Annotated in this window: 22 protein-coding genes; 3 read left to right on the top strand and 19 right to left on the bottom strand. The window is 42.6% G+C overall.

The window, feature by feature from the left end; genetic code table 11:
• Window positions 1-46 precede the first annotated feature (46 nt).
• The 18 genes from AC1ECB_RS21635 to AC1ECB_RS21720 form a co-directional block, all read right to left on the bottom strand.
• Window positions 47-931: an EamA family transporter gene (locus AC1ECB_RS21635; RefSeq protein WP_485665720.1), complete on the bottom strand. Its 885-nt coding sequence runs from the start codon at window positions 929-931 to the stop codon at window positions 47-49.
• Between the two features lie 132 nt (window positions 932-1,063).
• Complete coding sequence (locus tag AC1ECB_RS21640; RefSeq protein WP_485665721.1) at window positions 1,064-2,266, bottom strand: GGDEF domain-containing protein; 1,203 nt, start codon at window positions 2,264-2,266, stop codon at window positions 1,064-1,066.
• A 111-nt stretch (window positions 2,267-2,377) separates the two neighbouring features.
• Window positions 2,378-3,007 carry a DUF3786 domain-containing protein gene (locus AC1ECB_RS21645; protein ID WP_485665722.1) on the bottom strand — a complete coding sequence of 210 codons (630 nt, stop codon included), beginning with the start codon at window positions 3,005-3,007 and terminating at the stop codon, window positions 2,378-2,380.
• A gap of 39 nt (window positions 3,008-3,046) precedes the next feature.
• Window positions 3,047-4,120: a sugar ABC transporter substrate-binding protein gene (locus tag AC1ECB_RS21650; protein WP_485669382.1), complete on the bottom strand. Its 1,074-nt coding sequence runs from the start codon at window positions 4,118-4,120 to the stop codon at window positions 3,047-3,049.
• A 28-nt stretch (window positions 4,121-4,148) separates the two neighbouring features.
• Window positions 4,149-5,177, bottom strand: coding sequence for an ABC transporter permease (locus AC1ECB_RS21655; protein WP_485665723.1), 1,029 nt, complete (start codon window positions 5,175-5,177; stop codon window positions 4,149-4,151).
• Window positions 5,143-6,690: a sugar ABC transporter ATP-binding protein gene (locus tag AC1ECB_RS21660; protein WP_485665724.1), complete on the bottom strand. Its 1,548-nt coding sequence runs from the start codon at window positions 6,688-6,690 to the stop codon at window positions 5,143-5,145. Before AC1ECB_RS21660 ends, AC1ECB_RS21655 begins: the two co-directional genes overlap by 35 nt.
• 22 nt (window positions 6,691-6,712) lie before the next feature.
• Window positions 6,713-7,975: a histidinol dehydrogenase gene (hisD, locus tag AC1ECB_RS21665; RefSeq protein WP_485665725.1), complete on the bottom strand. Its 1,263-nt coding sequence runs from the start codon at window positions 7,973-7,975 to the stop codon at window positions 6,713-6,715.
• Between the two features lie 43 nt (window positions 7,976-8,018).
• Window positions 8,019-8,786: an SDR family NAD(P)-dependent oxidoreductase gene (locus tag AC1ECB_RS21670; protein WP_485665726.1), complete on the bottom strand. Its 768-nt coding sequence runs from the start codon at window positions 8,784-8,786 to the stop codon at window positions 8,019-8,021.
• A gap of 241 nt (window positions 8,787-9,027) precedes the next feature.
• Window positions 9,028-10,032 (bottom strand): nucleoid-associated protein, encoded by a 1,005-nt coding sequence (locus tag AC1ECB_RS21675; protein WP_485665727.1) that lies wholly within the window; start codon window positions 10,030-10,032, stop codon window positions 9,028-9,030.
• A gap of 139 nt (window positions 10,033-10,171) precedes the next feature.
• Window positions 10,172-11,035: a class I SAM-dependent methyltransferase gene (locus AC1ECB_RS21680; RefSeq protein WP_485665728.1), complete on the bottom strand. Its 864-nt coding sequence runs from the start codon at window positions 11,033-11,035 to the stop codon at window positions 10,172-10,174.
• Between the two features lie 15 nt (window positions 11,036-11,050).
• Complete coding sequence (abc-f, locus tag AC1ECB_RS21685; protein WP_485669383.1) at window positions 11,051-12,745, bottom strand: ribosomal protection-like ABC-F family protein; 1,695 nt, start codon at window positions 12,743-12,745, stop codon at window positions 11,051-11,053.
• 562 nt (window positions 12,746-13,307) lie between these two features.
• Window positions 13,308-14,603 (bottom strand): amino acid permease, encoded by a 1,296-nt coding sequence (locus AC1ECB_RS21690; RefSeq protein WP_485669384.1) that lies wholly within the window; start codon window positions 14,601-14,603, stop codon window positions 13,308-13,310.
• Window positions 14,604-14,682: 79 nt separating this feature from the next.
• Window positions 14,683-17,748, bottom strand: a complete 3,066-nt coding sequence (locus AC1ECB_RS21695; RefSeq protein ID WP_485665729.1) for an efflux RND transporter permease subunit — start codon at window positions 17,746-17,748, stop codon at window positions 14,683-14,685.
• On the bottom strand, window positions 17,745-18,812 hold the full coding sequence (locus AC1ECB_RS21700; RefSeq protein ID WP_485665730.1) for an efflux RND transporter periplasmic adaptor subunit: 1,068 nt from the start codon (window positions 18,810-18,812) through the stop codon (window positions 17,745-17,747). The genes AC1ECB_RS21695 and AC1ECB_RS21700 overlap by 4 nt, the downstream gene beginning before the upstream one ends.
• Window positions 18,813-18,832: 20 nt before the next feature.
• Complete coding sequence (locus tag AC1ECB_RS21705; protein WP_485665731.1) at window positions 18,833-19,399, bottom strand: TetR/AcrR family transcriptional regulator; 567 nt, start codon at window positions 19,397-19,399, stop codon at window positions 18,833-18,835.
• A 194-nt stretch (window positions 19,400-19,593) separates the two neighbouring features.
• Window positions 19,594-19,836 carry a hypothetical protein gene (locus AC1ECB_RS21710; protein ID WP_094603589.1) on the bottom strand — a complete coding sequence of 81 codons (243 nt, stop codon included), beginning with the start codon at window positions 19,834-19,836 and terminating at the stop codon, window positions 19,594-19,596.
• 469 nt (window positions 19,837-20,305) lie between these two features.
• The gene (locus AC1ECB_RS21715; RefSeq protein ID WP_485665732.1) at window positions 20,306-20,677 is read right to left on the bottom strand and encodes a hypothetical protein; all 372 of its coding nucleotides are present in this window, start codon (window positions 20,675-20,677) and stop codon (window positions 20,306-20,308) included.
• A gap of 121 nt (window positions 20,678-20,798) precedes the next feature.
• A complete protein-coding gene (locus AC1ECB_RS21720; RefSeq protein ID WP_145093429.1) occupies window positions 20,799-21,236 on the bottom strand; it encodes a universal stress protein in 438 nt (145 codons plus the stop codon).
• A 211-nt stretch (window positions 21,237-21,447) separates the two neighbouring features.
• On the opposite strand from AC1ECB_RS21720, the gene AC1ECB_RS21725 reads away from it, so the two are divergent.
• On the top strand, window positions 21,448-21,645 hold the full coding sequence (locus AC1ECB_RS21725; RefSeq protein ID WP_485665733.1) for a hypothetical protein: 198 nt from the start codon (window positions 21,448-21,450) through the stop codon (window positions 21,643-21,645).
• 78 nt (window positions 21,646-21,723) lie between these two features.
• Here the strand turns inward: AC1ECB_RS21725 and AC1ECB_RS21730 are convergent, their stop codons facing one another.
• A complete protein-coding gene (locus tag AC1ECB_RS21730) occupies window positions 21,724-23,367 on the bottom strand; it encodes a bifunctional diguanylate cyclase/phosphohydrolase (RefSeq protein ID WP_485665734.1) in 1,644 nt (547 codons plus the stop codon).
• 385 nt (window positions 23,368-23,752) lie between these two features.
• Here AC1ECB_RS21730 and AC1ECB_RS21735 point away from each other — a divergent pair, with 385 nt between their 5' ends.
• Window positions 23,753-23,983 (top strand): helix-turn-helix transcriptional regulator, encoded by a 231-nt coding sequence (locus tag AC1ECB_RS21735; RefSeq protein WP_485665735.1) that lies wholly within the window; start codon window positions 23,753-23,755, stop codon window positions 23,981-23,983.
• Window positions 23,980-24,576 (top strand): hypothetical protein, encoded by a 597-nt coding sequence (locus AC1ECB_RS21740; RefSeq protein ID WP_485665736.1) that lies wholly within the window; start codon window positions 23,980-23,982, stop codon window positions 24,574-24,576. Before AC1ECB_RS21735 ends, AC1ECB_RS21740 begins: the two co-directional genes overlap by 4 nt.
• Window position 24,577: the final 1 nt, after the last annotated feature.

A 24,577-nucleotide genomic window follows, 5' to 3' on the forward strand; every position in this document is an offset into this window, starting at 1 on the left:
AGCTTATGAGCATCCCCTGCGACGATTATGTCGTTAAAGGGGATGCTCATTTCTTATTAAATCGCCATCTACTGCCAAAAACATGCACCACCAGACCAATCATAACAAGCATGCCCCCGACCCCTTGCCATAACGAAATTTTTTCCCCCAACAATAAAGTTGAACTGCTCATGCCTACAATTGGTACCAATAGCGCGAGCGGGGAAACCACTGCAGCCGGGTAACGCGAAAGTAACTTTCCCCATAAACCATAGCCAACCAGGGTAGCCAGATAGGCCAAGTAGACAATCGAGCCCACACTTGTCCAGGTAGGCGAATGATATGCAATCACCCAAGCATCATAGCCTTCCAGTATCAAGGATAATAGGGCCAACGGCAAAATAGCAACTGCGCCGGCCCATATTACCAGTGAAACCATCGAAAACGAAGCTACTCCTAGGGTAGCGCGGCGCATAATAACGTTACCTGCACCCCAACAAACTGCGGCAGCCACCGTTAGTCCAAAACCGGCGATTGTCATCTCGCCCCCCTGCAGCGAACCAATGATGATCATGCCACTGCCTGACACAATAAGACCTGCCAAATGGTTCCACTGCCAACGTTCACCCAACCAACCCACACCTATCAACAAGGTGAAAAATGCCTGGGACTGCAGTACCAGCGAAGCCAGGCCAGCTGGCATACCTACCTTCATCCCCATAAACAGCAAAGAAAACTGTCCCACATTGATCGATAGCCCCAAGGCAATTAACCAAGACCAAGGAATGGGAGGCTTGGGAAAAAAGAAAATGGCCGGAACGCAAGCAAAAAGAAACCGCAGCGTTCCTAATAGCAGCGGCGGGACATCCTGCAAACCCATTTTAATGGCAATAAAGTTTAGACCCCAAAAAACAACAACCACTACGCCAATACCTATATCTCGCTCGCGCATCGTTATACGCTCCTTCTCACTTGCATAACATAGTATTTATCCACTCAAGCTCAGCCTCAAAATGTTGATCATCGTCCCCAATCCTGGGTAATAATAATATCACCTGGATCGGTTACGTTAAACAATTCTCCCTTACTTACTCACACAATTTCGCCCCTTATCTTTGGCACGATAGAGGGCGGTATCAGCAGCTTTAATTACTGCTTCGGTTTCTTTATTCTTCTCGCTGCGTTCTGCTACCCCAATACTAATAGTCACAGACAATTTTTTGACAGATGGTTGGCGCTTAGTCTTTTTCACTTGCCGCTTCTGGTACGCATAGGGGGTTTTTTCCACCGCGATTCGCAACTTTTCAAGATGGGGGATGGCGTCTGCGCTGGTAGTGTAAGGAAATACTATCGTGAATTCCTCACCACCATACCGGAAGGCTTTACCGCCCCCTTCTACCTTTTTGAGCACCGCTGCCACAAGTCGCAGTACCTCATCGCCAGTATCATGTCCATAAGTATCGTTAAATTTTTTAAAAAAGTCGATATCCACCATCGCAATCGTATACTCGCCCCGTAATTTCATTAGTTCTTCCTTAAGAGCGCGGCGAGCAGGCAAACCGGTTAGTTCATCCAAGTAAGCCATTGAATAAGAATCCCGGATCACCGCCATGATGAGTAGTATTCCAGCAGTGCCAAAGAAGATAGGGATTGCCAGCGGCTCTGTTTTTAAGTGCAGCGCCAGCAGGGAACCAGCCAGCACAACACTAAAGGTATTATCCAAAGACGAGTACTGTCTCAGCTGCTTTCTTACCAGCAGCACACCTGCAACACTATAGGCTGCCAGCGCCGATTGCGGAACTGCGGTGATAACAGCCACATCTGCTGGCAGCGGCTCTAGGTAAAAAAAACTCAGCAAGGTATCGTCGTTCGAGGTAATTGCTAGTGCAATATAAAACAATTGGGAGCCAATAATACTAAAACGCCCTAATCCCCAAAAATTAAAAATGCCCCGTTCTTTTATTAAAGAAAAAACCAGTATATTTAACGGCAGCAAGATACAAATAACAGAATAAATTATCTTTGAAAAAGCGGGTATGCCAATAACAGTTACTGCTAAATCACTGAGAGCAACCTGCGAAATTGCAAGCGTGGTAATAATGAAAAATATTCGACTGCGATTAAACCACCAACTCAACACCAAGCCAATACCATATATGCCATAAGCAAAGTTTTCGATAGTAGCTGGCAACAAGTAATTATTCATAGTAAAGTACGAATAGGCTATACCCATGATCAGGAGTAACCCAACAGGAATTGTTGTAAATAGCGACATTATTTTGGCCATTGGTTATTGCTAAGTCCCTTCAAGTAATTATTAACTTTCTCATTATACCAATAAAATAGGCATCTGTAGACAAATATGTCTACAGATGCCTATTTTTTTTACCTGCCGGCGCTAACAGCCTGCTGTCTGCGGCGCCAGCTTGATCAGTCTTTTGGCAAGATATTCCCCTAGAGCAATAACACTTTCGATATGCAAGAAGTGTTCAATGGAAGGGTCAAACAACATGGTTGCATTAGCTGATATTTCTTCGTCGCCCTCCCACAAAGCCACACGCAACGGCGTTTTCGGGAAGACGGGAAACCATGCGGCTACATCGCCAGCTTTGACCGGCTGCCCGCCAAGAATAGCAGCGCACTCAAGAAATGCCCCAGTCTGATGTCCAAAGGCCTTAATCAAACCACAAATTGCGTCTTTATGAAAGGCGGGATAAAACAACATGCCCCCATTGGGTATCTCTTTCAAGCTTACCCATTTGCCTGCGACCTCTGCGGCAGATTGAAAGAAGGATAAATAGTGCAATACCAGTATAGCTGCACTAATCTCAGGCGTCTCACCATCGTTTTCACGCACCAGAGTTTCCTTCGCCAAATCAACAATATAGTTCTCATTAAGAAAAGGCACGATAAACTGCTGCTTTACTGGTAAATATTGCACCTGCATATTTAGGGCAATATCTGCCGGTTCTTTTTGTTTTAGATCCTGCCACCCCTTATCATAGGCCACACGGTAGTTGCTTTTCATCCTGCGCCTTCCCTCCACATCAATCGTTGGACAGTTTTCTTATTTTTTTAATTGATTCTCCCACAGCCGCGGGTCATCTACCTTTACTTCCAGTGGTACCAGCGAGCCCTTGAGGATCATGTAGGCGCCTTCATCAACAAACGGATTTTTGACAACTTTTGCCGGTGCCCATAAAGCATCCTTTTGCTCAACTGTATCACCAATCTTAGGAATGGGTTGATTCTTTTTAATATTATATAAATATTGTACAGCAAGTTCGGCAGAATCCTTAGCAGGTTGTTCTATAATTGCCAGTACCTTTTTGTCTTTTATCAAATCTATACCTTCTGGTCCAATGCAGATACCGGCAATACCAAAGTCCTGCGCCTTAAGGCCTGCAGCTTCAATGGCCGATACGACTCCAATACCCATGATATCCGGTGTTTGCACATAGATTCCCAGAATTTCTTTCCCATATCTTGTCAACAAATCGCTAGTCCGGTCATGGGAATCCGTGTTATTCCATTTACCTTCTCCTTGCACAATGGTTAACTGCGGATATTGGTCAATAACCGACTTAAAGCCGCTGGAGCATTCTTTGGTGAACATATCCCGCAAATCACCGGTTATTTCTACAACAACCCCTTGTGGGACATTGCCGCCATTTCTATCTTTGATACCTTGCACAAAGGCTTCGGCTGCTTTTTTACTGGAATCTTTAATATCAAACGACACGAACAAGTCTACTTTACCACCTTCGGGGGAAGTGTCAAGCGCCATAACCGGTATCTTGGCCTCATTTAACCGCTTAACCCCTGGAACAATGGCCTTTAAATCAACAGCACCGGCCATGATAAAACCATCGACATTCTGCGTGATAAAATTGTCCATTATCGACATAATCTTATCACTGTCACCTTGGCCGTCCTTAATAACTATTTCAACACCTAACTCTTGTGCTTTTTTCTCAGCACCTTGAATAAATGCCTGGATATATGGTGTGCTTATATCCTTAACAATCATACCAAATACTAGCTTCTTCTGTCCATCTGCCGGCTTTGTTTGCTGTGAACCGCAACCCACTAGCAGCAATGACAGCGTAAGTACGGCGATAATTACTTTTACCAACGACATTTTCAATATAATCCACCCCTTATTTCATTCACTGACCTGACGATATTACCGTATTATTTTTATGCTCTAATACCTCCTTCATCTTGGTCTGATGCAGTATGTTGTTTTTAACTTTTACCTTTACTCTATCTAATAGGATTGCCAGGAAGATCAATGCTCCTTCGGTTGCATAAACAAGGCTTACATTGACGCCCAGCAGATTAAGTGAGTTGGTTATCATGGCCAGCAGAATGGCTCCGCCGAACATACCAATAATCGTACCCTTGCCGCCATCAAGACTTGTTCCACCTAATATGGCACCAGCAAAAGCCACCATCAGTAAATTTTGCCCCATAGCATTAGAAATAGAGTCCTGCTTGCCTGCAGCTAACAGTCCGGCAAAAGCAGCTAACACACCACTAATTATGAAACCCATAATAATGATACGGTCAGTATTGATGCCAGAGATAAAACTAGCCCGGGAATTGCCGCCTGTTGCCATAAATTGTCTGCCAAAAGTCGTGTATTTCATTACAAATTGAAACGCCGCAAAAATCAAAATAACCAGGGGAATAGCCACAGGCAGCATACCGTCAAATAGTCTTGCTTTACCAGCAAACGTATAGATTTCATTTAACGGATGAATAGAAAATGGTAGTAAAAATAGGACAAAGCCCCTGAGCATAATATTGAGTGACAGTGTCTGTAAAAATGGATTAATCCCCACTTTGGTTACGCAATAGCCGTTGAACAAGCCAACCAAGCCGCCAACGGCCAACGTTAACACAATACACAATACCGGGTTAAGGCCGCCTGGTATTAGCTTAGTGGCCATAATCATGGTAACGCCTGGCGCAAATACAAGTATTCCTTCTAAAGATAAATCCATCTTGCCGATGATCAAAATAATACCCTCGGCCAACACTAGCATACTCATAATTGCGGAATGGTAAAAAATGTTAACAATATTCTTTACCGAAAAAAACTGTGGGGTTATAAACACGTTCAGTAAGAAGAACAGTGCTACAATTACCCAGATTAAGTTATCTAGCAAGAAAATTTTCCATTTCTGGGGCATTTATGACCTTCCTTTCTCCCTGCTGTGCATGATAGATTACTTTTTCATCAAATTCTTCTGCTGTAAATTCAGCGATTATTTTTCCCTGATAAAGTACTAAAATGCGATCACATACTTCGACCAGGTCTTCAATCCCAGGCGAGGTTATGATCACACTGGAGTATTTACTCATTCTATTTTTGATAATCGACAAAATACCTTCCTTGGCGGCAATGTCCACGCCGCGAGTTGGCTCATCCAAGATGCACACCAGTGGTTCAGCAGCCATGATTTTGCCGACAATAACCTTTTGTTTGTTACCGCCGCTTAGCTCATTAACCTCCTGCTCCGGTGAGAATGCCTTGATATCCAGCATGTCAATAAGCCCGGCTACACAGTCATTTTCACTAGCTGGCTTAATGACTGTATTTTGACTAATGCGCGGTAATATATTCAGCGTTAGGTTTTCCCGCACACTTAAGCAATTAATCAGCCCCTCTTTATCTCTGTCCTCAGGCAAATATAAGATACGGCTTTTAAAAGCCTCGGCCGGACTTTTAAATCTTCTTGTTTCCTTCTTAATGGTTATCGATCCCTCATCTGCCGGATCTATCCCCACAATTCCCTTAAATATTTCGGTCCGTCCACTGCCTCGCAGCCCGGCAAACCCTAAGATTTCGCCTTTTTTTAACGAAAAGTTAATGTCCTGATATTGTCCGTACTTGGTAAAGTTATTGACCTTACATACAACCTCTTCTGATTTCCCCTGTGTTACCGGCAAATCATTGGTAACCGCAGTACTGGTATAACCATCACCGACAATCAGATGAGATAATTCCTTTTTGCTCAATTGAGCACATTCCTTGGTTGTAACCGCTTTGCCGTCGCGGATAACTGTCACCCTGTCGCAAACGTTAAGCAGTTCGTCTGTCCGGTGAGAAATATAGATAATGGTACAGCCTTCGCTTTTCCTTTTCTGGATAATATCATATAGTAATTTTTCATCATCCTGGGTGAGGGATGCCGATACCTCATCCAGAATGATAATCTGGGACTTTTCCACATAACAGGCCTTGACGACCAGCAGCAGTTGTTGTTCACTTATCGATAGATCACCAGCATTCATACTGGAATCCATGTTCAGACCAGCTTTACTGATAATGCTCTGCGCCATAGAATTGATCTTATTCCAATTGATAAAAAAGCCTTTACTGGCATAATCGGGCATAAATAGATTTTCAGCGATCGTACAATCCCGGATAACCTGCGGCTCCTGGGTGACAATCGAAATCAGCTGATCTCTGGCATTGTTTCTTGACAAGGTTTTGAAGTTCTTATCACCAATCACTATTTCACCGCTTGTCGGTGAGATAATCCCTGCTATGATACTGACAAGCGTTGACTTGCCTGCGCCATTTTTACCAATAATGCCATGTACTTCCCCTTTGCGCACAGCAAGACTTACGCTTTCCAGCGCAATCGTGCCAGGGTATACTTTGGAAATATCTCTTAATTGTAAGATACTGCTTTGCATATGCTATCTCCTTGAACGGCTGTTATTCCACCCTGAGGGCCACAGATTTCTGATGAGCATACAGGCCCTCGACACCGGCCAGATGCATACAGGCTGCAGAAAGGTTCTTAGCACCCTCTGCTGAGACCTTTTGGTAGAATGATGTTTTAATAAAGGTTCCCACCCATACCCCATTGGAATATTTGGCTGTCCCCGCTGTAGGCAGTATATGGTTTGTTCCGGAAACATAGTCACCAAACGATACTGGTGTATATTTACCAATGAATAAAGAGCCATAGTTTGTTAACGCCTTGCTCACTTCGTCATCCTTACTTGTTTGCACTTCAAGATGCTCAGGCGCCAGTTCATTGGCTACTGCAATCGCTTCCTCTAAATCATCGACAAGCAAAATATGACCATTGTCTTCCCAGGCCTTCGCTGCTGTCTGACCTGTTGGCAGCATGTCAACATATTGTTTTAATAAAGCTTCCACTTCAGTCACCAGTTTTTCGCTTGTGGTAACAAGTATGCCTCTGGCTGACGGGTCATGCTCACACTGTGCCAGCAAATCGATAGCCACATATTCCGGTACCGCACTCTCGTCAGCGATAATCAGCACTTCGCTAGGGCCTGCCAGGCTGTCAATGCCAACCGCTCCCATGACCTGACGTTTAGCTTCATTAACGAATTTATTGCCAGGACCGACAATTAAATCTACCTTTTCAATGGATTTTGTACCATATGTATAGGCGGCAATAGCCTGAGCTCCACCCATAAGATACACTTCATCAGCACCAGCGATATCCATAGCGACTAGTACCGCCGGATGGATGGCTTGGTGTTCCCGCGAAGGCGGACAACAAGCCGCAACCCGCTTGACGCCGGCAACCTTAGCGGTGATGATTGACATCAGGGCCGAACTAGGCAACGGATAACGACCGCCAGGTATGTACGCGCCACAGGATTTCACCGGAATCAGCCGATGCCCAAGTGTTACTCCAGCCACATTGGTTGCTACTTCGACAGGCTTAAGACATTCCAACTGTTTTTCCGCAAAAAATGTAATCTGATCAGTCGCATATTGCAAATGCTCAACAGTCGCTTTTTCTACTAAATTATATGCATTTTTAATCTCTTGACTACTAACCCTAATGCTGCTTACATCAATACCATCAAATTTTTGGGTAAGCTCCTTGATAGCCTGATCGCCTTCAAGCTGTACCTTTTTAACAATACCTGCTACGGTTTCTACTAACTCATGATCCTGTTGTTTACTGCTGCTTTTGGGTGTTTTAAGTACTTTCACGTCAACCATCCTTTGCTTAATCATTTATTATGATATTTTTTCACTAGCTTGCCAACCAACCACCATCGACATAAATAATCTGGCCTGTAATATAATCAGAAGCTGGACTTGCTAAAAATATGACCGCCCCGGCAAGATCGTCAGTGGTACCAATCCGCCCCGCAGGTATCCTATCCTCAATCCATTTGTTATGTTCTTCATCCTGAAAAAAAGGTTCTGTCATCTGGGTGCGGAAATAGCCTGGTCCAATGGCATTTACTTGAATATTATGTGCTGCCATCTCTACCGCCAGGGCTCTGGTAAACTGCAGTACGCCGCCCTTCGAAGCACTATATACAGTGGCCTCAGCCAATCCAATCTGACTGGCCAGGGAACCGGCATTGATAATTTTGCCTTGTCTTGCAGGAATCATATATTTTACAGCCTCTTGCGAGGCAAAGTATAAGCCCTTGAGATTAACCGCCATGATGGTGTCATAATCTTCAGGTGTTACCTCCATAATCCCCTTGGGGATTTCTGTCCCGGCATTGTTGACAAGTATGTCCAAATGGCCAAATTCATCAACAACCACTTGCATTGTTGACTGAATATCAGCAAGCTTCGTTATATCAGCGGTTAATGCTATTGCATTACCGCCAAATGTTTTTATCTGCTCAACTGTCTCATGAAGCTTGTCTAAACTTCGGCCCACACAGGCAACCGCTGCTCCGGCCCCGGCCAAAGCAAGTGCATACCCCTTGCCAAGACCATGCCCAGCACCTGTAACCACTGCAACTTTGCCTGACAGGCTAAAAAGCTGTCGATAATCCATTTTAAAAATCACCTCATAATTACTTGCATTAAGAAAACAAACGTATATAGATAATTTTATGTTCTGCAAAGTTCGCGGAACTCCTCTAATCCATTCCACTATTTCCGTATTATTGTTTTAACGCGGTAAAGCTTTTAGGTGGAACTATACTCACAATAAAGATTTTTACAAACACAGGCGGATGGTGTATTGCCAGTACACCGCCCGCCTGCAAAACATTACATTAAAGTAATATCCAGACTTACTTATTGACGATGCTCCCAATTTTCTTCAATGCTATCGACAAAGTACCATCCGGATTATTAATAAACTCGATATATTCATTGTTTTGAAAATAGTCTACAGGAAAAGTAATTTCAATGCCTGTATCGGTTTTAATCTTATGGCTTTTCCCTGCTTTGATGGCCAAATCCTTATCAATTTTCACTGTTTCAGGAATACCGGCCTTTTCCACTTCCTCCATGTACTCTTGCTGCATAAGCGGCGAGGAAGGAAATACAGCCTTACTCAACTCCACCGGATTCAGGTATTCAGAGACCTCTGTATTTTCAACGATGTAGCTCTTGCTTTTCAGGGCAGCTTCAACCGTACTTTCTCCATGGTTTTCGGCTACTGCGCGTGCAATAGTATTCACCAGTTCGAGCGTACCTTTGGGCGAAATGAGCGAACTACTTTCTAGTATGTGGTCGGCAATTATATATGTCTCAATACCATTAACCGAACGTTTTTTATCAATAAACTTAATGTCCAGCGAAGCCACGTCGATAAACGCATATTCCTCAATTTTTTGCGAAAGGCTGGGTAAAATAGCGTAGTGGTTGATAATATCATTTTTTAGCTGGTCATTCTCCTGTACTACTTGATGAATAAAGCCCACCCGATTCGTGCATTTTAGGAGACCAATTACCCGGTTATCATCAATAGTAAAATCGCAGAGCAGCACATCGGTAGAGTCTAGCGTATCAGACTGAGCGATTGCTGTATACATTAATTCTGCTACATAACCCGAGAAACTGATAAAGTCTAACGTACCGGCAATATACTCTGACATTTGGCTTTTAAACTTGCTATTTGGATAAAAAGTACCTGATTTCGCATTTTGCCCAGTATACGATTTCTCAATATGCTTGGTTAAAAAGCTTATAACACTATTACTTTCCCGATCTAATTCCTGCTGCGAAAAGACAGTTACCCCTGATTTAAAATCCAGTATATGTAGAATTGCTCTGTTTATATTGATCAACATTAGCATCGTCCTCTTCTTTTTATGTCTGCTTGTAATTGTACCAATAATCCCCGCTCCTTGAAAGTCCAAAATTTAATGGGACGAGGTTCCTGACCCCTCGTCCCGATTAAATTGCGTTTGGAAATGTCGCTATCCTTCCTTATACCTTTCTCGCTACTATAGCGATCCAGTCATTTCCGCTTTCATAGGTTGCCCCTGTCAAATCGCCCCACACCTGTTCAATGGCAAAACCATTCTCATTTAATGCCTCAGTAATTGTTACTAGTGAATAATCATGAAACCAAAGTCGGTAAGTTTTACTATTGCCTGTTTCATCAATAACGATATACTGATCTAACCATGTATCGGCTTCGGGATAATCAAACCCCAGCTCCAGCACAGCATGTCTATGAGGCCGCCAAAAACCTTTCTCAGCGAAATACCACCTGTTTTTTAGCCCTTCCCGCATCCTTACGTTACGAGTAGAAACATCAAAAATAAATAACCCGTCATCCTTCAATGCTTTGTGAATAATTTGAAGCAGCCTGTTACGGGCTTGATCAGAAAAAGTGCTCAATTCCCCATATATCTGCAACACACGATCAAACTGGCGGTCATAATCCAGATCAAAGAAGTTACCACAAAGATAGGTACTATTCAAACCTTGTTCCCTAGCTACTTTCCGTGCGTATTCAATTGACCTTTCGGATATGTCAATACCAGTAATAGCCACACCATACCTGCACAATCTGTTACTGTATAAACCAGGGCCACAGCCTAAGTCAAGTACTGTATCATCCTGTTGCAAAGTTGCAGTACTTATAAGATGATTTACCGTTTTTTCAATGGTTTTCCGACTTCTGCTCGCCCCATCAGAATCAGCAGCTAAGTGAGCTGCAAGCATACTCTTGGATATGTGCGGATCATCCCAAAACAAGGCTTCCCCTAATTCAAATAACGCTGGCCTGCTGGTGAACCGTGACAGATTATCCAACAGGACTTTGGCACAATTGCAATTTGTCATCAAATTACCTCCTAGTTATTTATCGTAGTACCGTCTATTTTCTTGTTCTGCCAATAATTCACGGTATTCCCGCTCTAGCTGTGCTACCTGCCCTTTTTCTTTCGCTATAGATAACCTGCTAAGAACCTCTGACAGTCGGTAGTCCAGAATGATTTGGTCTTCCTGCGTCTTGTTGTCTTTGGAGTCATTTTGATGATTGATATATTGACTGTAATTCCCCTGAAACAGACGGAGCTTACCGGATTCGAAAACCATAAGGTGAGTTGCGACTTTATCAATAAACTGCCGGTCATGCGATACAAACAACATGGTTCCCTGATAGGCGCTCAAAACCTTCTCCAACGCCTCGACAGAAGATAAATCAAGGTAATTCGTCGGTTCATCCAAAAACAAAACATTGGCTTCACTGGCAATAATTTTCGCCAAACCCACTCTCGTCCGCTCACCGCCACTTAACATACACGCCTGTTTAAATACATTTTCACGGCGAAACAACAATTGCGCTAACAGATTCCGAATAATACCCTCCTCATAAATGCTTGTTGCCATAATGTTAGCAAGAACTGATTTATTCAGTTCCAAGTCATCCATGCCTTGTCTAAAATAACCGATGCGCGCTTTGGTTGACACATAAATCGACGCTTCACGTTTGTCAATCATGTTTAATAGTGTAGTCTTGCCACAGCCATTATCACCAGTCAGCGCCACCTTCTGACCATTCAACAGGCTGAATTCGGCAGCTTCAAATATAACGCGATTACCAATTTTTTTACTAATTGCCTCTCCCCTGACAACTACCTTACTGTATAAGCCGCCGGTATTGGCAAAATCAAACACCACAGCTAGACTTTCTTTTGGCTTTTCCTTGATCTCCAGCTTATCCAGTCTGGACTCCAGGGATTTGACAGCCTTATTGAGATTGGCCTTTGCCTTTTGATCTCCCATCTTATGAAGCCTGGCTTCGGAATTCCCCATCCGTTTGGGCGTTTTTCGCGTTGATGCAGAACGGCTCTTGCGGTCAACAATAGCACCTTCCAGTTGTTTTTTCTCCTGAATATAACTCTCATACTCGCGTTCTCGTCGGTTTTGTTCCGTTTCCTTTTGCCTACAATAACTGGTATAATTGCCCCGGTAAACCTTTACCTCGCCGTCCTCAAGTACCCAAATACCCGTGCATACGGCATCAAGCAGCTCACGGTCATGGGACACCACCACCAACCCTCCTGCAAATTGCTGGAGCTTAGACTGTAAAAGAGCTGTGCCTTTAATGTCTAAATTGGCTGATGGCTCATCAGCCAACAATAAGGAACTTTCTTCGCTAAGAGCTGCCGCGATTTTATAGCGAGTTCTTTCCCCGCCGCTCATAAAATCCGTATAATTTCGTCTGGTCGCAAATTGCCGGCCAACAACCGGATTGACCATCTGCCTGATGTCCTCAAGGGAATCGAGTTGTGTAATGCTGGAAAATTTGCAATATCTGCTGACATACCCTTCTTCTGGTTGCACTTTACCTGCCATAATTCCTAGCAGGGTGGACTTTCCTGCACCATTTTGGCCTATCACACCAATTTTTTCACCTTCAGCCAGTGTAAGCCGATCAATCCTGAACAAGCAGCGTTCTCCCACATACTTACCGATTTTTTCTAATTTTAATAACAGAAAAACCCCTCCTTTTGATAAAGAGGGGATGATGTACAGACAAAAGGACACAAAGAAACATACGTCTATACCCAATCCCCTTTAGAAACACAAAAGAGCACCAAAACAAACCTGTCTCACGCCAGGCTATGTTTTCTCCACGCTCTTTTGGGGTTACTAAAAGATGATTAGCGCATTTCAGTTGTACCTTTTTCCCTTTCAGACTTAAATATGCCCTATTATTTTATATTATACCTAATCAAAGCAGCCTTTTCAAGTTATTGTAAAAAAGCACTACTACTTACTCCTTCTTCGGTTGCTTTTCTACAAAGGCAAAGCACTCCTGTCCGGATGATTCCCTGACAACAGTCGACGGCATTCGATGACTCTTAAACCCCATCGCCCTGCAGCCATAAGGGAAAACTTTTTCCCAGGTAATATAATAATATTGGCATTTTATACATCTTGGTTTAGCATTCATTTTTAATACCTATACAAATTATTATTGGGGATCTTAGCTGCTTAGCAACTTCTTATTTTACATTTTACCCTATAGAATACCATTGTGCAATTCCAGTTAATTCAAAATAAAGGCCCCATAGACCAACTGTCTACGGAGCCTTTTACTCACACCCTACGCTTTTGGTTTCAATTTGTAGGCAATATACAAACACAGCAGCCAAACCGGTGCAATATACAGCGAGTAACGCATGTCTGGCAAAAATGCCATAATAACGACAACCACCACTAAAAAAGCCAAGCAAAAATAAGATCCCAGTGGATAAAATGGCATTTTAAACACGAGCGGTTCCTTAGCCTGCACCCGGTGGTTGCGAAACTTCAACTGGACAATTAAAATGATCGCCCAATTGATGATAATAGATATGGTTGCCAGCGCCATAAAATATAAGAAAACCTTTTCCGGGTCTAAATAGCTTACCAACACAGTGATTAAGGTAAATGCCGTTGAAACCAATACTGCATTTACCGGCGCGCCAGCTGAATTGAGCTTACCAAAAAACTTCGGGGCATTTTTTTGCTGAGCCAGACCATACAACATTCTGCCATTACTATATAAAGCACTATTATACGCCGATAAGGCGGCCGTAAGAACTACAAAATTCAACAGATTAGCCGCAGCGGAGATACCTACATGAGAAAATATCTGGACAAACGGACTGCCTGTTGTCTCCATTTCATTCCAGGGAAATATTGCCAAAATTACCGTCATTGCGCCTACATAAAACAGCAATATTCTCCAAACCACCTGATTAATGGCTTGTGGAATGGTTTTCTTAGGATTTTCCGCCTCACCGGCAGTAATACCCACAAGCTCAACACCGCCAAAGGAAAACATAACTAAAACCAATGACATAACAACTCCATATAGCCCCATAGGAAAAAAGCCGCCATGGCTCCACAAATTACTAATGCCGACAGGCTGGCCGCCATTACCAACACCGAAAACAATCATGGCAATACCAAAAACAATCATCCCGATAATTGCCAATACCTTGATAATAGCAAACCAAAATTCAAACTCGCCATAGGCTTTTACATTAATCACATTAATCAAAGTAACAAGCACCAGACACACCAGCGCCGAAACCCAGGTGGGGATATCAGGCAGCCAATAATTGATATAAGTGCCGATAACCGATAATTCGGCCATCCCAACAACAACATAATTGAACCAATAGTTCCAGCCGGCAACAAAACCCGGCAGTTCTCCCCAGTATTGATAGGCATACTGGCTAAACGAACCAGATACCGGATGGGCTACGGCCATTTCACCTAGCGCCCGCATAATAAAAAAGATAACAATACCGCCAATCAAATACGATAACGTAATGGCTGGCCCGGCCATTTTTACCACAGTAGCCGAGCCATAAAACAACCCGGTACCAATAGCTCCCCCTAGTGCAATCATCTGGATATGGCGATTCTCGAGGCCACGTCGGATGTGTTGCTCCGTATTGCTCGTTTTCAAGTTGCTCCCCCTTTTTTACTTACCTGTCTCCCTCTGCTTTGTCTGCCGGTTGTACTTTAAACCATACCGCATACATTGTCGGTAACGCCAGTAGTGTCAGCACCGTTGCGCCTAGCAAGCCGCCACTGATAGCCACTGCCATCGGTCCCCAAAAAGTGCTGGGGACCAACGGCAACATGCCAAGTATGGCCGCCGCTGCCGTTAGCATAATGGGACGAAACCGCAGCACAGCAGAATTGATGATAGCGTCCCACGGCGTCTCGCCGGCTTTAATATGTTGTTCAATTTGGTCAATAAGAATAACCGAGTTACGGATAATCATGCCGCTAAGGGCTAAGATACCAAGTTCGGCGACAAATCCCAGCGGCCGCAGGGTTAATAACATGGCGAGACTAACTCCAATAATTCCGAGTGGTGCCGTAAGAATGGTCAGAATCATTAAGGATACCTTTTGCAACTGCAACATCAACAGAATCATAATAACCAGGATCATTATCGGCACTGTTTTAAGCAAAAATTCTATAGAAGTATTACCTTTTTCTGACGCCCCGCCAACCTCAATACTATAACCGGCCGGCAGGCTGTCTCGCAACGGTTTTAGATTCTCATAAACCTGCTTGGTGGCATCATTACCAGTTACCCCGGCAACAACCGCGGCTTGTACAGTAATAGTTGGCTTTAAGTCATACCGCCAGATTAAACCATCCTCGGCTTCATAGCTTATTTTAGCAATTTGTTCTAAAGGTACAAATTTGCCATTACCAATATGTACTGGCAAATCTTTAATACTAGCTAAATTGTTCCGGTTTTGAGCATCAATGCGAAATACAATGCCCACAGTTTTGTCTTGTTCATAATATTCGGCGATAGATGCCCCCGATAGCTGGGTCTGTAAGTCCTGAGCCAAGCCTTGGCTACTGATTCCCAGCATTCTGGCCTTATCCTGGTCAATTGCCAAATGCATGACTTTGCTTTTTTCATTCCAGTCAAAGTTAACATTTTTCAGAGTCGGATTTCCCGCCATGCTATCGCTAACCTGTTTCGCAAGCGCACGTACCTGCTCCTGGTCATAGCCGGAAACGCGCAGCATCACAGGATACGGCGAAGGCGGGCCGGTCTGAATTAAAGTAACATTTCCCCGCACATTCTCGAAGTTGTCGGCAAATAGTTTCGTGACTTTTTTCTCCAAGGCTTCCCGGGCTTTCAGATCTTTAGCAACAATGATAAACTGCGCATAATTATTTGCCGGTAGCTTGGGCTCGATCGTAAGGATAAAGCGTGGTGATCCCTTGCCAACATAATAGCTGTATGCCTCAATATCCGGATCATCAGTAAGACTAGCCGCCAATTTTTGTGCTTCTTGCTCAGTGGCCGCTATGGCGGCCCCTTCCGGCAACGTCAGCTCAACAATAAGTTCAGGCCGAACTGAGGGCGGAAAAAACTCCTGTTGTACAAACTTTAACAAAAATATCGAGCCGATAAAACACCCTATTGTTATGCCCAGCACTAGCTTCTTGTTATACAAACACCAAGTGAGTGTCTGCCGAAACAGTCGGTAAAATCTGGTATCATATAGATCATGACCTTCAGTAATTGTATGTTTGGGTTGGATTAATTTATAACCTAAGAGTGGGGTTACCATAACCGATACCAACCAGGAAATCAACAGCGCAATAGTCATAACAGGAAACAAACTACTGGTAAATTCTGCCGCCGACCCTTTGGAGAAACCGATGGGTATAAAACCGGCGCAAGTAATCAGTGTGCCTGTAAGCATGGGGAAGGCAGTAGCCTTATAGGCATAGCAAGCGGCCTCAAAGCGCCCCCAGCCCTGCTCTAATTTTACTGTCATCATCTCAATAGAAATAATAGCATCATCAACTAATAAGCCCAACGCCATGATAAGCGCACCCAACGATACCTTATGCAAATCTATGCTGCCCATCTTCATACAGGCAAAGATACCGGCAATAACCAGGGGAATACATAAAGCAACAACAATACCGGAGCGAAAACCAAGACTGAGAAAACTAACTACCAATACGATAAGGATAGCTTCCCACAGTGATTTAACAAAATCGGCAATAGATTCTTTAACCACTTTGGGCTGATTGGATACTTGACCAATTTCCATGCCTAACGGCAAATCTTTTTTTAGTGAGGAAATCGTTTTCTCCAGATCGGTTCCCAGGGTAAGAATATTGCCCCCTTTTTCCATCGAAAGAGCCATGCCAATGGCCGGCAGCCCATTAAAATACATTTTGGGTTCCATGGGGTCAACATAACTGCGTTCTATCTTAGCAATATCACCTAAACGAAAGGTGCGCTCATTGACGCGAATAGGCAGATTGCGCAGGCCTTCAACATTTTCAAACAACCCTGACACCCGCAAATATACATTATCGGAAACTGTTTCAACCATGCCTGAAGCAGTCATCGCGCTTTGCGCTTTTACGGCAGCGATAATAATAGCAGGATCGATTCCCAAACTGGCTAGTTTACTGCTTTCCATTTCAACATAAATTTTTTCTGGTTGAACACCGATAAGCTCAACCTTGCTCACATTGCTTACACCAAGTAAGCTTCTACGGATTTTCTCGGCTTTTTCCCGCATCTCTTCATAACTATAACCCTCTGCTGTGAGGGCATAAATATTGCCAAAAACATCATCAAACCGGTCATTGAACGCAGGTCCAACTACCCCTTGGGGCAAGGTGCTTTTGATATCATTGACCATATTACGCACTTCTACCCAAGTAGGCCGGACATCTTTTTCATTTACCGTATCTTTTAGATTCACATAGATCACAGCCTGACCTGGCCGTGAATAACTTTTTAGATAATCCAGCCCCGGTGTATCCTGCAGCTTCTTTTCAATTTTGTCTGTTACCTGTTCTTCCACCTGCCTGGCACTTGCGCCCGGCCAGGAGACAGACACGATCATCTGACGGATTACAAAATCGGGGTCTTCCATTCTCCCTAACTGCTGGTAGGACAATATTCCTGACAGGAATGTCAGAAACACAAAAAAATATACAAGTTGCTTATGGTTGAGAGCCCATTCGGTCAAATTAAGTTTACTCATAGCCGTACCTTTTGCCCTTCCCGCAATTTCTGTACTCCGCCGGTAGCAAGGACTTCACCATCCTGAAGTCCTTCCAGGACCTGTACCTTGCCATCACCGAAAGCCCCGACTTTTATGGAACGCAAACTGACTATGCCATCTTGAATAACCCATACATTCGGGGTGTCACCAGTCTGGTAAATGGCTGCAAGCGGAATATATAAGGTTTGCCGGCTAGTAGAACTCCCCACAGCGACACTGGCAGTCATGCCTAAGTTTACGGCTGCCGGTGGGTTGATTAAACTAATTCTGACTTTATAAGTTCGGGCAACTTTATCAGCCACCGGGGAAATTTCCCGGACTTTTCCCGCTGTGGTAACATCAGGCAGAGCCCAAAAGCTAATATTCACTTGCTGGGCATTACGCATTTCGTCAATACGATTTTCCGGAACATTGATTTCAATTTCCCGTTCACCACCCTTTACCAAGGTCACGACCGACTGGCCGGCACTGACTACTTGTCCGGCTTCGACATTAACGCTGGAAATGACGCCATCACTATCTGCCACCAGTGAGGTATAGCCTAGCTGGTTAGCACCTTGCGCATACTGGGCTGTTGACTGGTTGACGGTAGCCAGCGCGACTTCATACGTATTCTCATATTGATCTAGCTGGGCACGGCTAATCGCATTTTGCTCATACAACTTACGATAGCGTTCCAGGTTACTCCGGGCTAAACCCAATTGTGACTGAGCCGAAGCAACCTGAGCTGAGGAAATGTTTACCGTTTGCTGAACATCCTTGGCATCGATTTCCATAAGGACGTCCCCGGAATTAACTACACTGCCAAGCTCAATGTTACGTCTGATAATTTTTCCGCTAACCTGAAATGCCAGCTGAGTCTCATACCGCCCCCGTACTTCTCCGGAATAGCTTGCAGTTTGCCCCATAGCATCCATTTTTATTGTTTGAGAGCGAACAAGCGGCACTTCTTCCTGGACTGTTTCGCTCTTTGAACAGCCGGCAAAACTCAAAGATAGAATCATAATAGTCAATGCAATGCTGCCAGCAATAGCCTTTTGCATAAGAAAGACCTCCCTCGCATTCATTTCTTCACAAGCGCATTAACGATGAAATCAACAAGCACCTCTGTATAATCTTCTTCTTTGTGCAGCGGCCTTGTACGCGCATAGCTGAAGGCCTGGAATAACTTAAACCCAGCATAAGCTACGACTTTTTCATCAACCTGCCGAAACTTCCCCTGCTGTTTACCTTCGCGAATAATCCCGGCAATAATTGCGATAATCTCTTCATCAATAATTTCAAGATATTTTCTGGTTGCCAAAGCCACAAATAAATCATCGTCTTTTAGTATTCTTGTAATAAAGTGGTCCTGGTTAAAATACGCGATTGACTTCCTAATGAGAAGAACCAGTCTCTCAAGCGGATCAGATACCTCACCCATCTGTGCAAATAGTATCTCAATCGTTTTATGACATTCACGTAAGAGAAGACATCTGAACATGTCATCTTTATCTATGAAATGTTCATAGATTGTCTTTTTGGAGATTCTGCAGTCTTTACTAATTTCATCCATCGTTGTCTTTTTAAAACCAAAACGGTCCATTCGTTCGGTTGCTTTGTCGAGGATAAGGCTTTTTACATCATCCATTGTATCTCCCTCTTCTATAAAGCAAATCAATGAGTGGTTTAATTCCCACTCAAAAACTATTATAGTATTTTAGTTTCCAAAATTCAATAGGAAACTACCAGTTATTTGCCGGCTTTTCTTGTCCCAAACATCATACCGCAACCCCGCACAAGGGGAAAAAAATAAAAGCCGCGAAATTCGCGGCTTTTAAAAAACTAATCGTTCTCTTCTTCTTCTTCATTCTCAACAATCTCAATCGTATCCTCAAAGGTATCAAGAATGTTTTCATGATGCTCTTCCACTGCATCATTAATCAGTCTTAGCGCCGCATTGGTCTGCTCTTCCGGCAAGCCCATTGCAATTATAATGTCCATCAAACGGTCTCCAAGGAGTTCAACATCATCGGTAAAGAGTACCGGGATTTCATCAGTCATTTCAGGCTCTAGTTCATCACACATAATATACACTCCTCGTCACTGTTTATTTTTCTGGCGAACAACCTCAATATGTAATCCACCTATGATACTGCTTGATACACTATTATTGTAACACACATTTGCGCAAATAATTATTAAATCTATAATAATTTATGGATAAGCTCTTTTTTGTAATTTTCTATCAATTAGTAGTATACGACAAATATAAGTCCGACAGCTGAAGCCGCCGGACTTTTCCTTTGGATTATCTACTAAGCTGAATTTGAGCCACTTCGTATCTTGTAACTTCAATCTCCTTATTTCTACAGGCAATGTTATAGATATGGCAAAGATATGCTAAAATATTTATCACATATCGTATGGATTTCACGGCATTTTCCCTTTCCAGTAATAATTAATATTACTATTATAAAAGAAATAGACCATTTAGTCGACTGGAATGTCTAGGGGAAAATTTGCCATCCAAAGGCAGCAGACGACTACGTTGTTTTTAATCATTTGATGCGCTGCCAATTGCAATCCCAATCAAAATGGCTGCAATATCGCGCAATTCACGGTCATGATGCCTCTCTTCACGCCTTTGCCGCTCACGCCATGCTCGTTCGCTCTCGTGATGGCGCCGTCTCATTTCTCTTTCGTGCCGCTCATTTTCTCGGCGCATCCGCTCGTCATGCTGCCGTCGCCGGGCATCGTCCCGGTTGTAATGACGATCATGACGATCAAAACGATCAAGTTGCACTATTTGTTGCGAGTCACCATTAAGCAAGGGACCTGGTGCTGCAGCAGCTACCGATGATACCATGCCAACTTGCATTATACCAAGCATTGAGTATATAACTATTTTTTTGGATACGATTTTCATAGGAACACTTCCTTTATTTTGATCCTAAATCCATACTTTAATAATAATCGCCAATTTTTAGAATTTGTTTAGAATTTATTGGATATTTTCAACAACTCCCAATTTTAGCTCTTAATTGATCTTACCCTTCATCATTACTTTTAATAATCAGGGTTGGGCAAGACGCGTGATGAAGAACATGATTACTGACACTACCAAGCAATAACCCTTTGACATCACTTAAACCCCTGCGTCCCATGACGATTAAGGAATAGTCTCTTTCTTCTGTGACATCAACAATTCTTATACCAGGATGTCCGTACTCCACCAACGTATTAACCCTACCGTCAAAATCATCAAAAACTTCCAACGCCTTATCCAAAATACGTTTGCCACTTGCTTCTAAATCCTTTAAGAGCAACGAAGGAATTATGGTGTCTGGCATGATGTAGGCCGGGTTTTGGATAATATGTATCAAGGTGACCGAGCTGTCAAACTTTTCGGCTAAAATTCGCGCATATTTAGCAGCCAATAGTGCTCTATTCGAACCATCAATAGGAACCAAAATTTTTTTGAACATATCCGTCGCCTCCGATAATAATAATTTAGAGTCTTGTATAATAAATTAGCTTTCTATTCTAGTTTATTCTTTTTTTCTTCATGCTGCAATAAACGCAAATAATTTAGTAATTAAACTTATATTTTATCAACTCAGCAAAATTCTATATTGACACATCTTCCCAATAATAGCATAGTAGTAATAAAGAATATGAGCTACGAGGTAAAGTCATATGTCAATTGATATTATTGCTCCTAATAATGCCTTATCCCATCTTAATCAAGTTAATAATAAGCGGGAATTATCAGATTATATCGTTCAAGATACCATCGATGATGAACCTGACTTTAGTCCCGCCTACATTGTCGAACTATCAGATAGGGGTAAACAATTACAACGGGATCATCCAGTAAAAATAGTTCGATTATAAATTCTGGCTTGTCAACACTTACTCTAGAATATCAAACCAAGTTTTATATTCGGCATAAGAAACCATTACTACTAATGTTTAACTCAGATTACAACCTTTAATCATAGTAAATATTCGTACTAATGCGGGATCAAATTGAGTGCCAGCACACCGCTTCAATTCTTCACTGGCAGCTTCATGGCTTATGCCTTTTCGATAAGGCCGGTCACTAACCATCGCATCATAGGCATCGGCTATGGCCACAATACGGCATTCTAGAGGAATTGTCTCACCCTTGATCCCTAGTGGATAGCCCTCACCATTCCACCACTCGTGATGTTTTAATATCCAGTCTGCAATCGGCAAGAGATCACTAGATGCCTGAGCAATGCGATAACCAATTTCGCAGTGCCGTTGAATCTGCTCCCTCTCTTCTTGGGCTAACGGTCCGGGCTTATGAAGAATGCGGTCAGGAATACCAATTTTCCCTACGTCATGAAACTCAGCAAATAACTGAATGTCAGCAATCGCCGACCCAGGTATACCTGCAGCGATTGCAAAACTTGCTATTAAGTTTTGCAATCTATCGCCATGAACCCCTGTTTCATAGTCTCGCGCCGCTAACATATTTTTAACAGTTTGTATTATCGAACCCTCCGTGCCGGCCTTACGGTAAAGTTTTTCCCGATACATTTTATTATCGGCTTCACGTAACAGATCGCGTTTTGACTTATCAATACCCATAGAATATGCATAACCAATCGACATTTCTAAAGGAATAGCAATCTCAACAGATTTTTTATTTTCAATCTGAATATTATCGTGAATACGTTTATACATAGCCTCCATACCATTCCTAGTGACCCCTCGAACTATAATAGCGAATTCGTCACCGCCAATTCTTGCAATAGTACTATTTTCACCAAATGACGCTTGAAGGACTTTTGCCGCATGAACCAGTGTTGCATCGCCTTGCTCATGGCCTAATGTATCATTAATAAACTTTAATCTGTCTATATCTACCGCAAATACACCAATGCCACTTTCTCTCTGATGCCCAAAATCAGTTACTTCTTTTTCAAAATACGTCCGATTATAAAGCCCAGTCAAGGCATCATGGTAACTAAAATACAATAAGCTTTCCTGCGCCGCCTGGCTTTGAGCTAAATATTTTTTGGCTCTTTCATGTTCTTTGTTGTAATGCTTGAGAATGATCACAAACACTACGTTATTGGCAATTAAAATAGTTGCTAACCCAATAAAAATGTCAATATATCTTTCGACATTACTGGAATAGCCGACAATTATAAATGGATATTTATATTCGAAAAACAGGAGCACGCCCGATATGATTATAAAATAAGCGATTACCACAATTCTTTTAAAACCGGAAAATACAGTCGCCGCCACCGAGGAAAACAATATTATGTAGAATGAGATACTCCCTGAAACTCCCCCATTTAAAATCCATGAAACCGGGGTAATTATAAAGACTGCGCTTATCAATAGAAAAACAGGAACTGCATACTTTTTTCGCACAAAAGACAAATAGTAAAGGCCTGCCATAATAACACCACCAATTATGCAGGTCAACACTAATAAGAAATCTAAGTCAAGCAAATAATTAGTGATACCACTCCACACGGCTATAATAAAGCCAAAAATTAGTACTATATTAAGCAACCTATGCTCAATTGAGAATTGAGCTTCATCGCCGATCATCTTATGCCATTCAACTCCCACCTGTAAGCAACACCTTCCTGCTATTTACATTTTTGCCTGAGCTAGAGACAATTAAGAAAACTGCCTTCACTTACGCCATACATATGACTGAGGGATGCTCCCCATAGGCGTCATTCGACAAGTCTATACTTTTTCCTGCTGCTTAGCCTTCTCGTCGATATAGCATTATTTAAACTAAGCTTCTTTAACATGCAAAAAATCCATAGACGAAATCATCTACAGATGCATATTCCAATTTACTATTTTAATTTTTCATATATTCTACAACATTTTATATAATGGGTTGCATTTGCCATGCTCTGCTCATTAATGTAAAATAAACTTGACATTTAGTCTAATCAGTTGTACATTTATAATATACTTTTGTTATAAAAGGGGGTAATATATGACTAAATCAACAGGACAGCTAAAAATAATAAATCGCCTACATGTATATCGGGCAGAGCACAGACTGACCCAGGAGCAGCTAGCAAAAGCGATTGGCGTAACAAGGGCGACTATTGTAGCGATTGAAGGTGGAGGTTATAACCCTTCTTTAGAATTGGCTTTTCGTATCGCCCGTTTTTTTAAAACAGACATTAATGCTATTTTTTCGATTGAGGAGGAATCAGAATGAAGAGATTTGACAGAGTTATTTTAAAAATATTTTTGTATGAGCTGCCTATAATTTTACTTTATTTCATCTCAATTTCTATATTTGGCTTAGAAGCGGCTGCGCAGAAAAATAGTTATGCCAAAGTCTGGTATGATTTTGGTGGATGCTTTATCTTTGGATCATGGATGGCGGTTTCTCTTTGTCTAAGTGTTAGGCTCATGGTGTCAGCCTCATGTAGAGAAAAAGTATTGGCGAAACTTACTTTTCTCAAAGAGCGTGACGAACGCGAAGTGCTCTTGACCGGACAGGCGGCAAAAAACACCATGCTGACTACCCTTGCTATATTGCTCTTTTTATTTTGTCTTTCTTGCTTTCAGATTTCTGTATACCAGGTGCCGCCAGAGCAAGCTGTGGATGGAAAAAGCAGAGTGCTGTCACTGGGATTGCAGTTTGATTTCACGACGAAAAAAATTCCTCAGACAGCTGAAAATATAGAAAAAGAAAATCTGCTATCCTACGATGCTCTGCCTATCTCAAGTTCGACAGTAATTATTTGCTTAATCGGCTGGCAAATTGCATCCTACAATTACCTAATGCGCCATGCTATCAAATAAT

It is taken from the genome of Sporomusa sp. 246TCP1, from assembly GCF_057319775.1.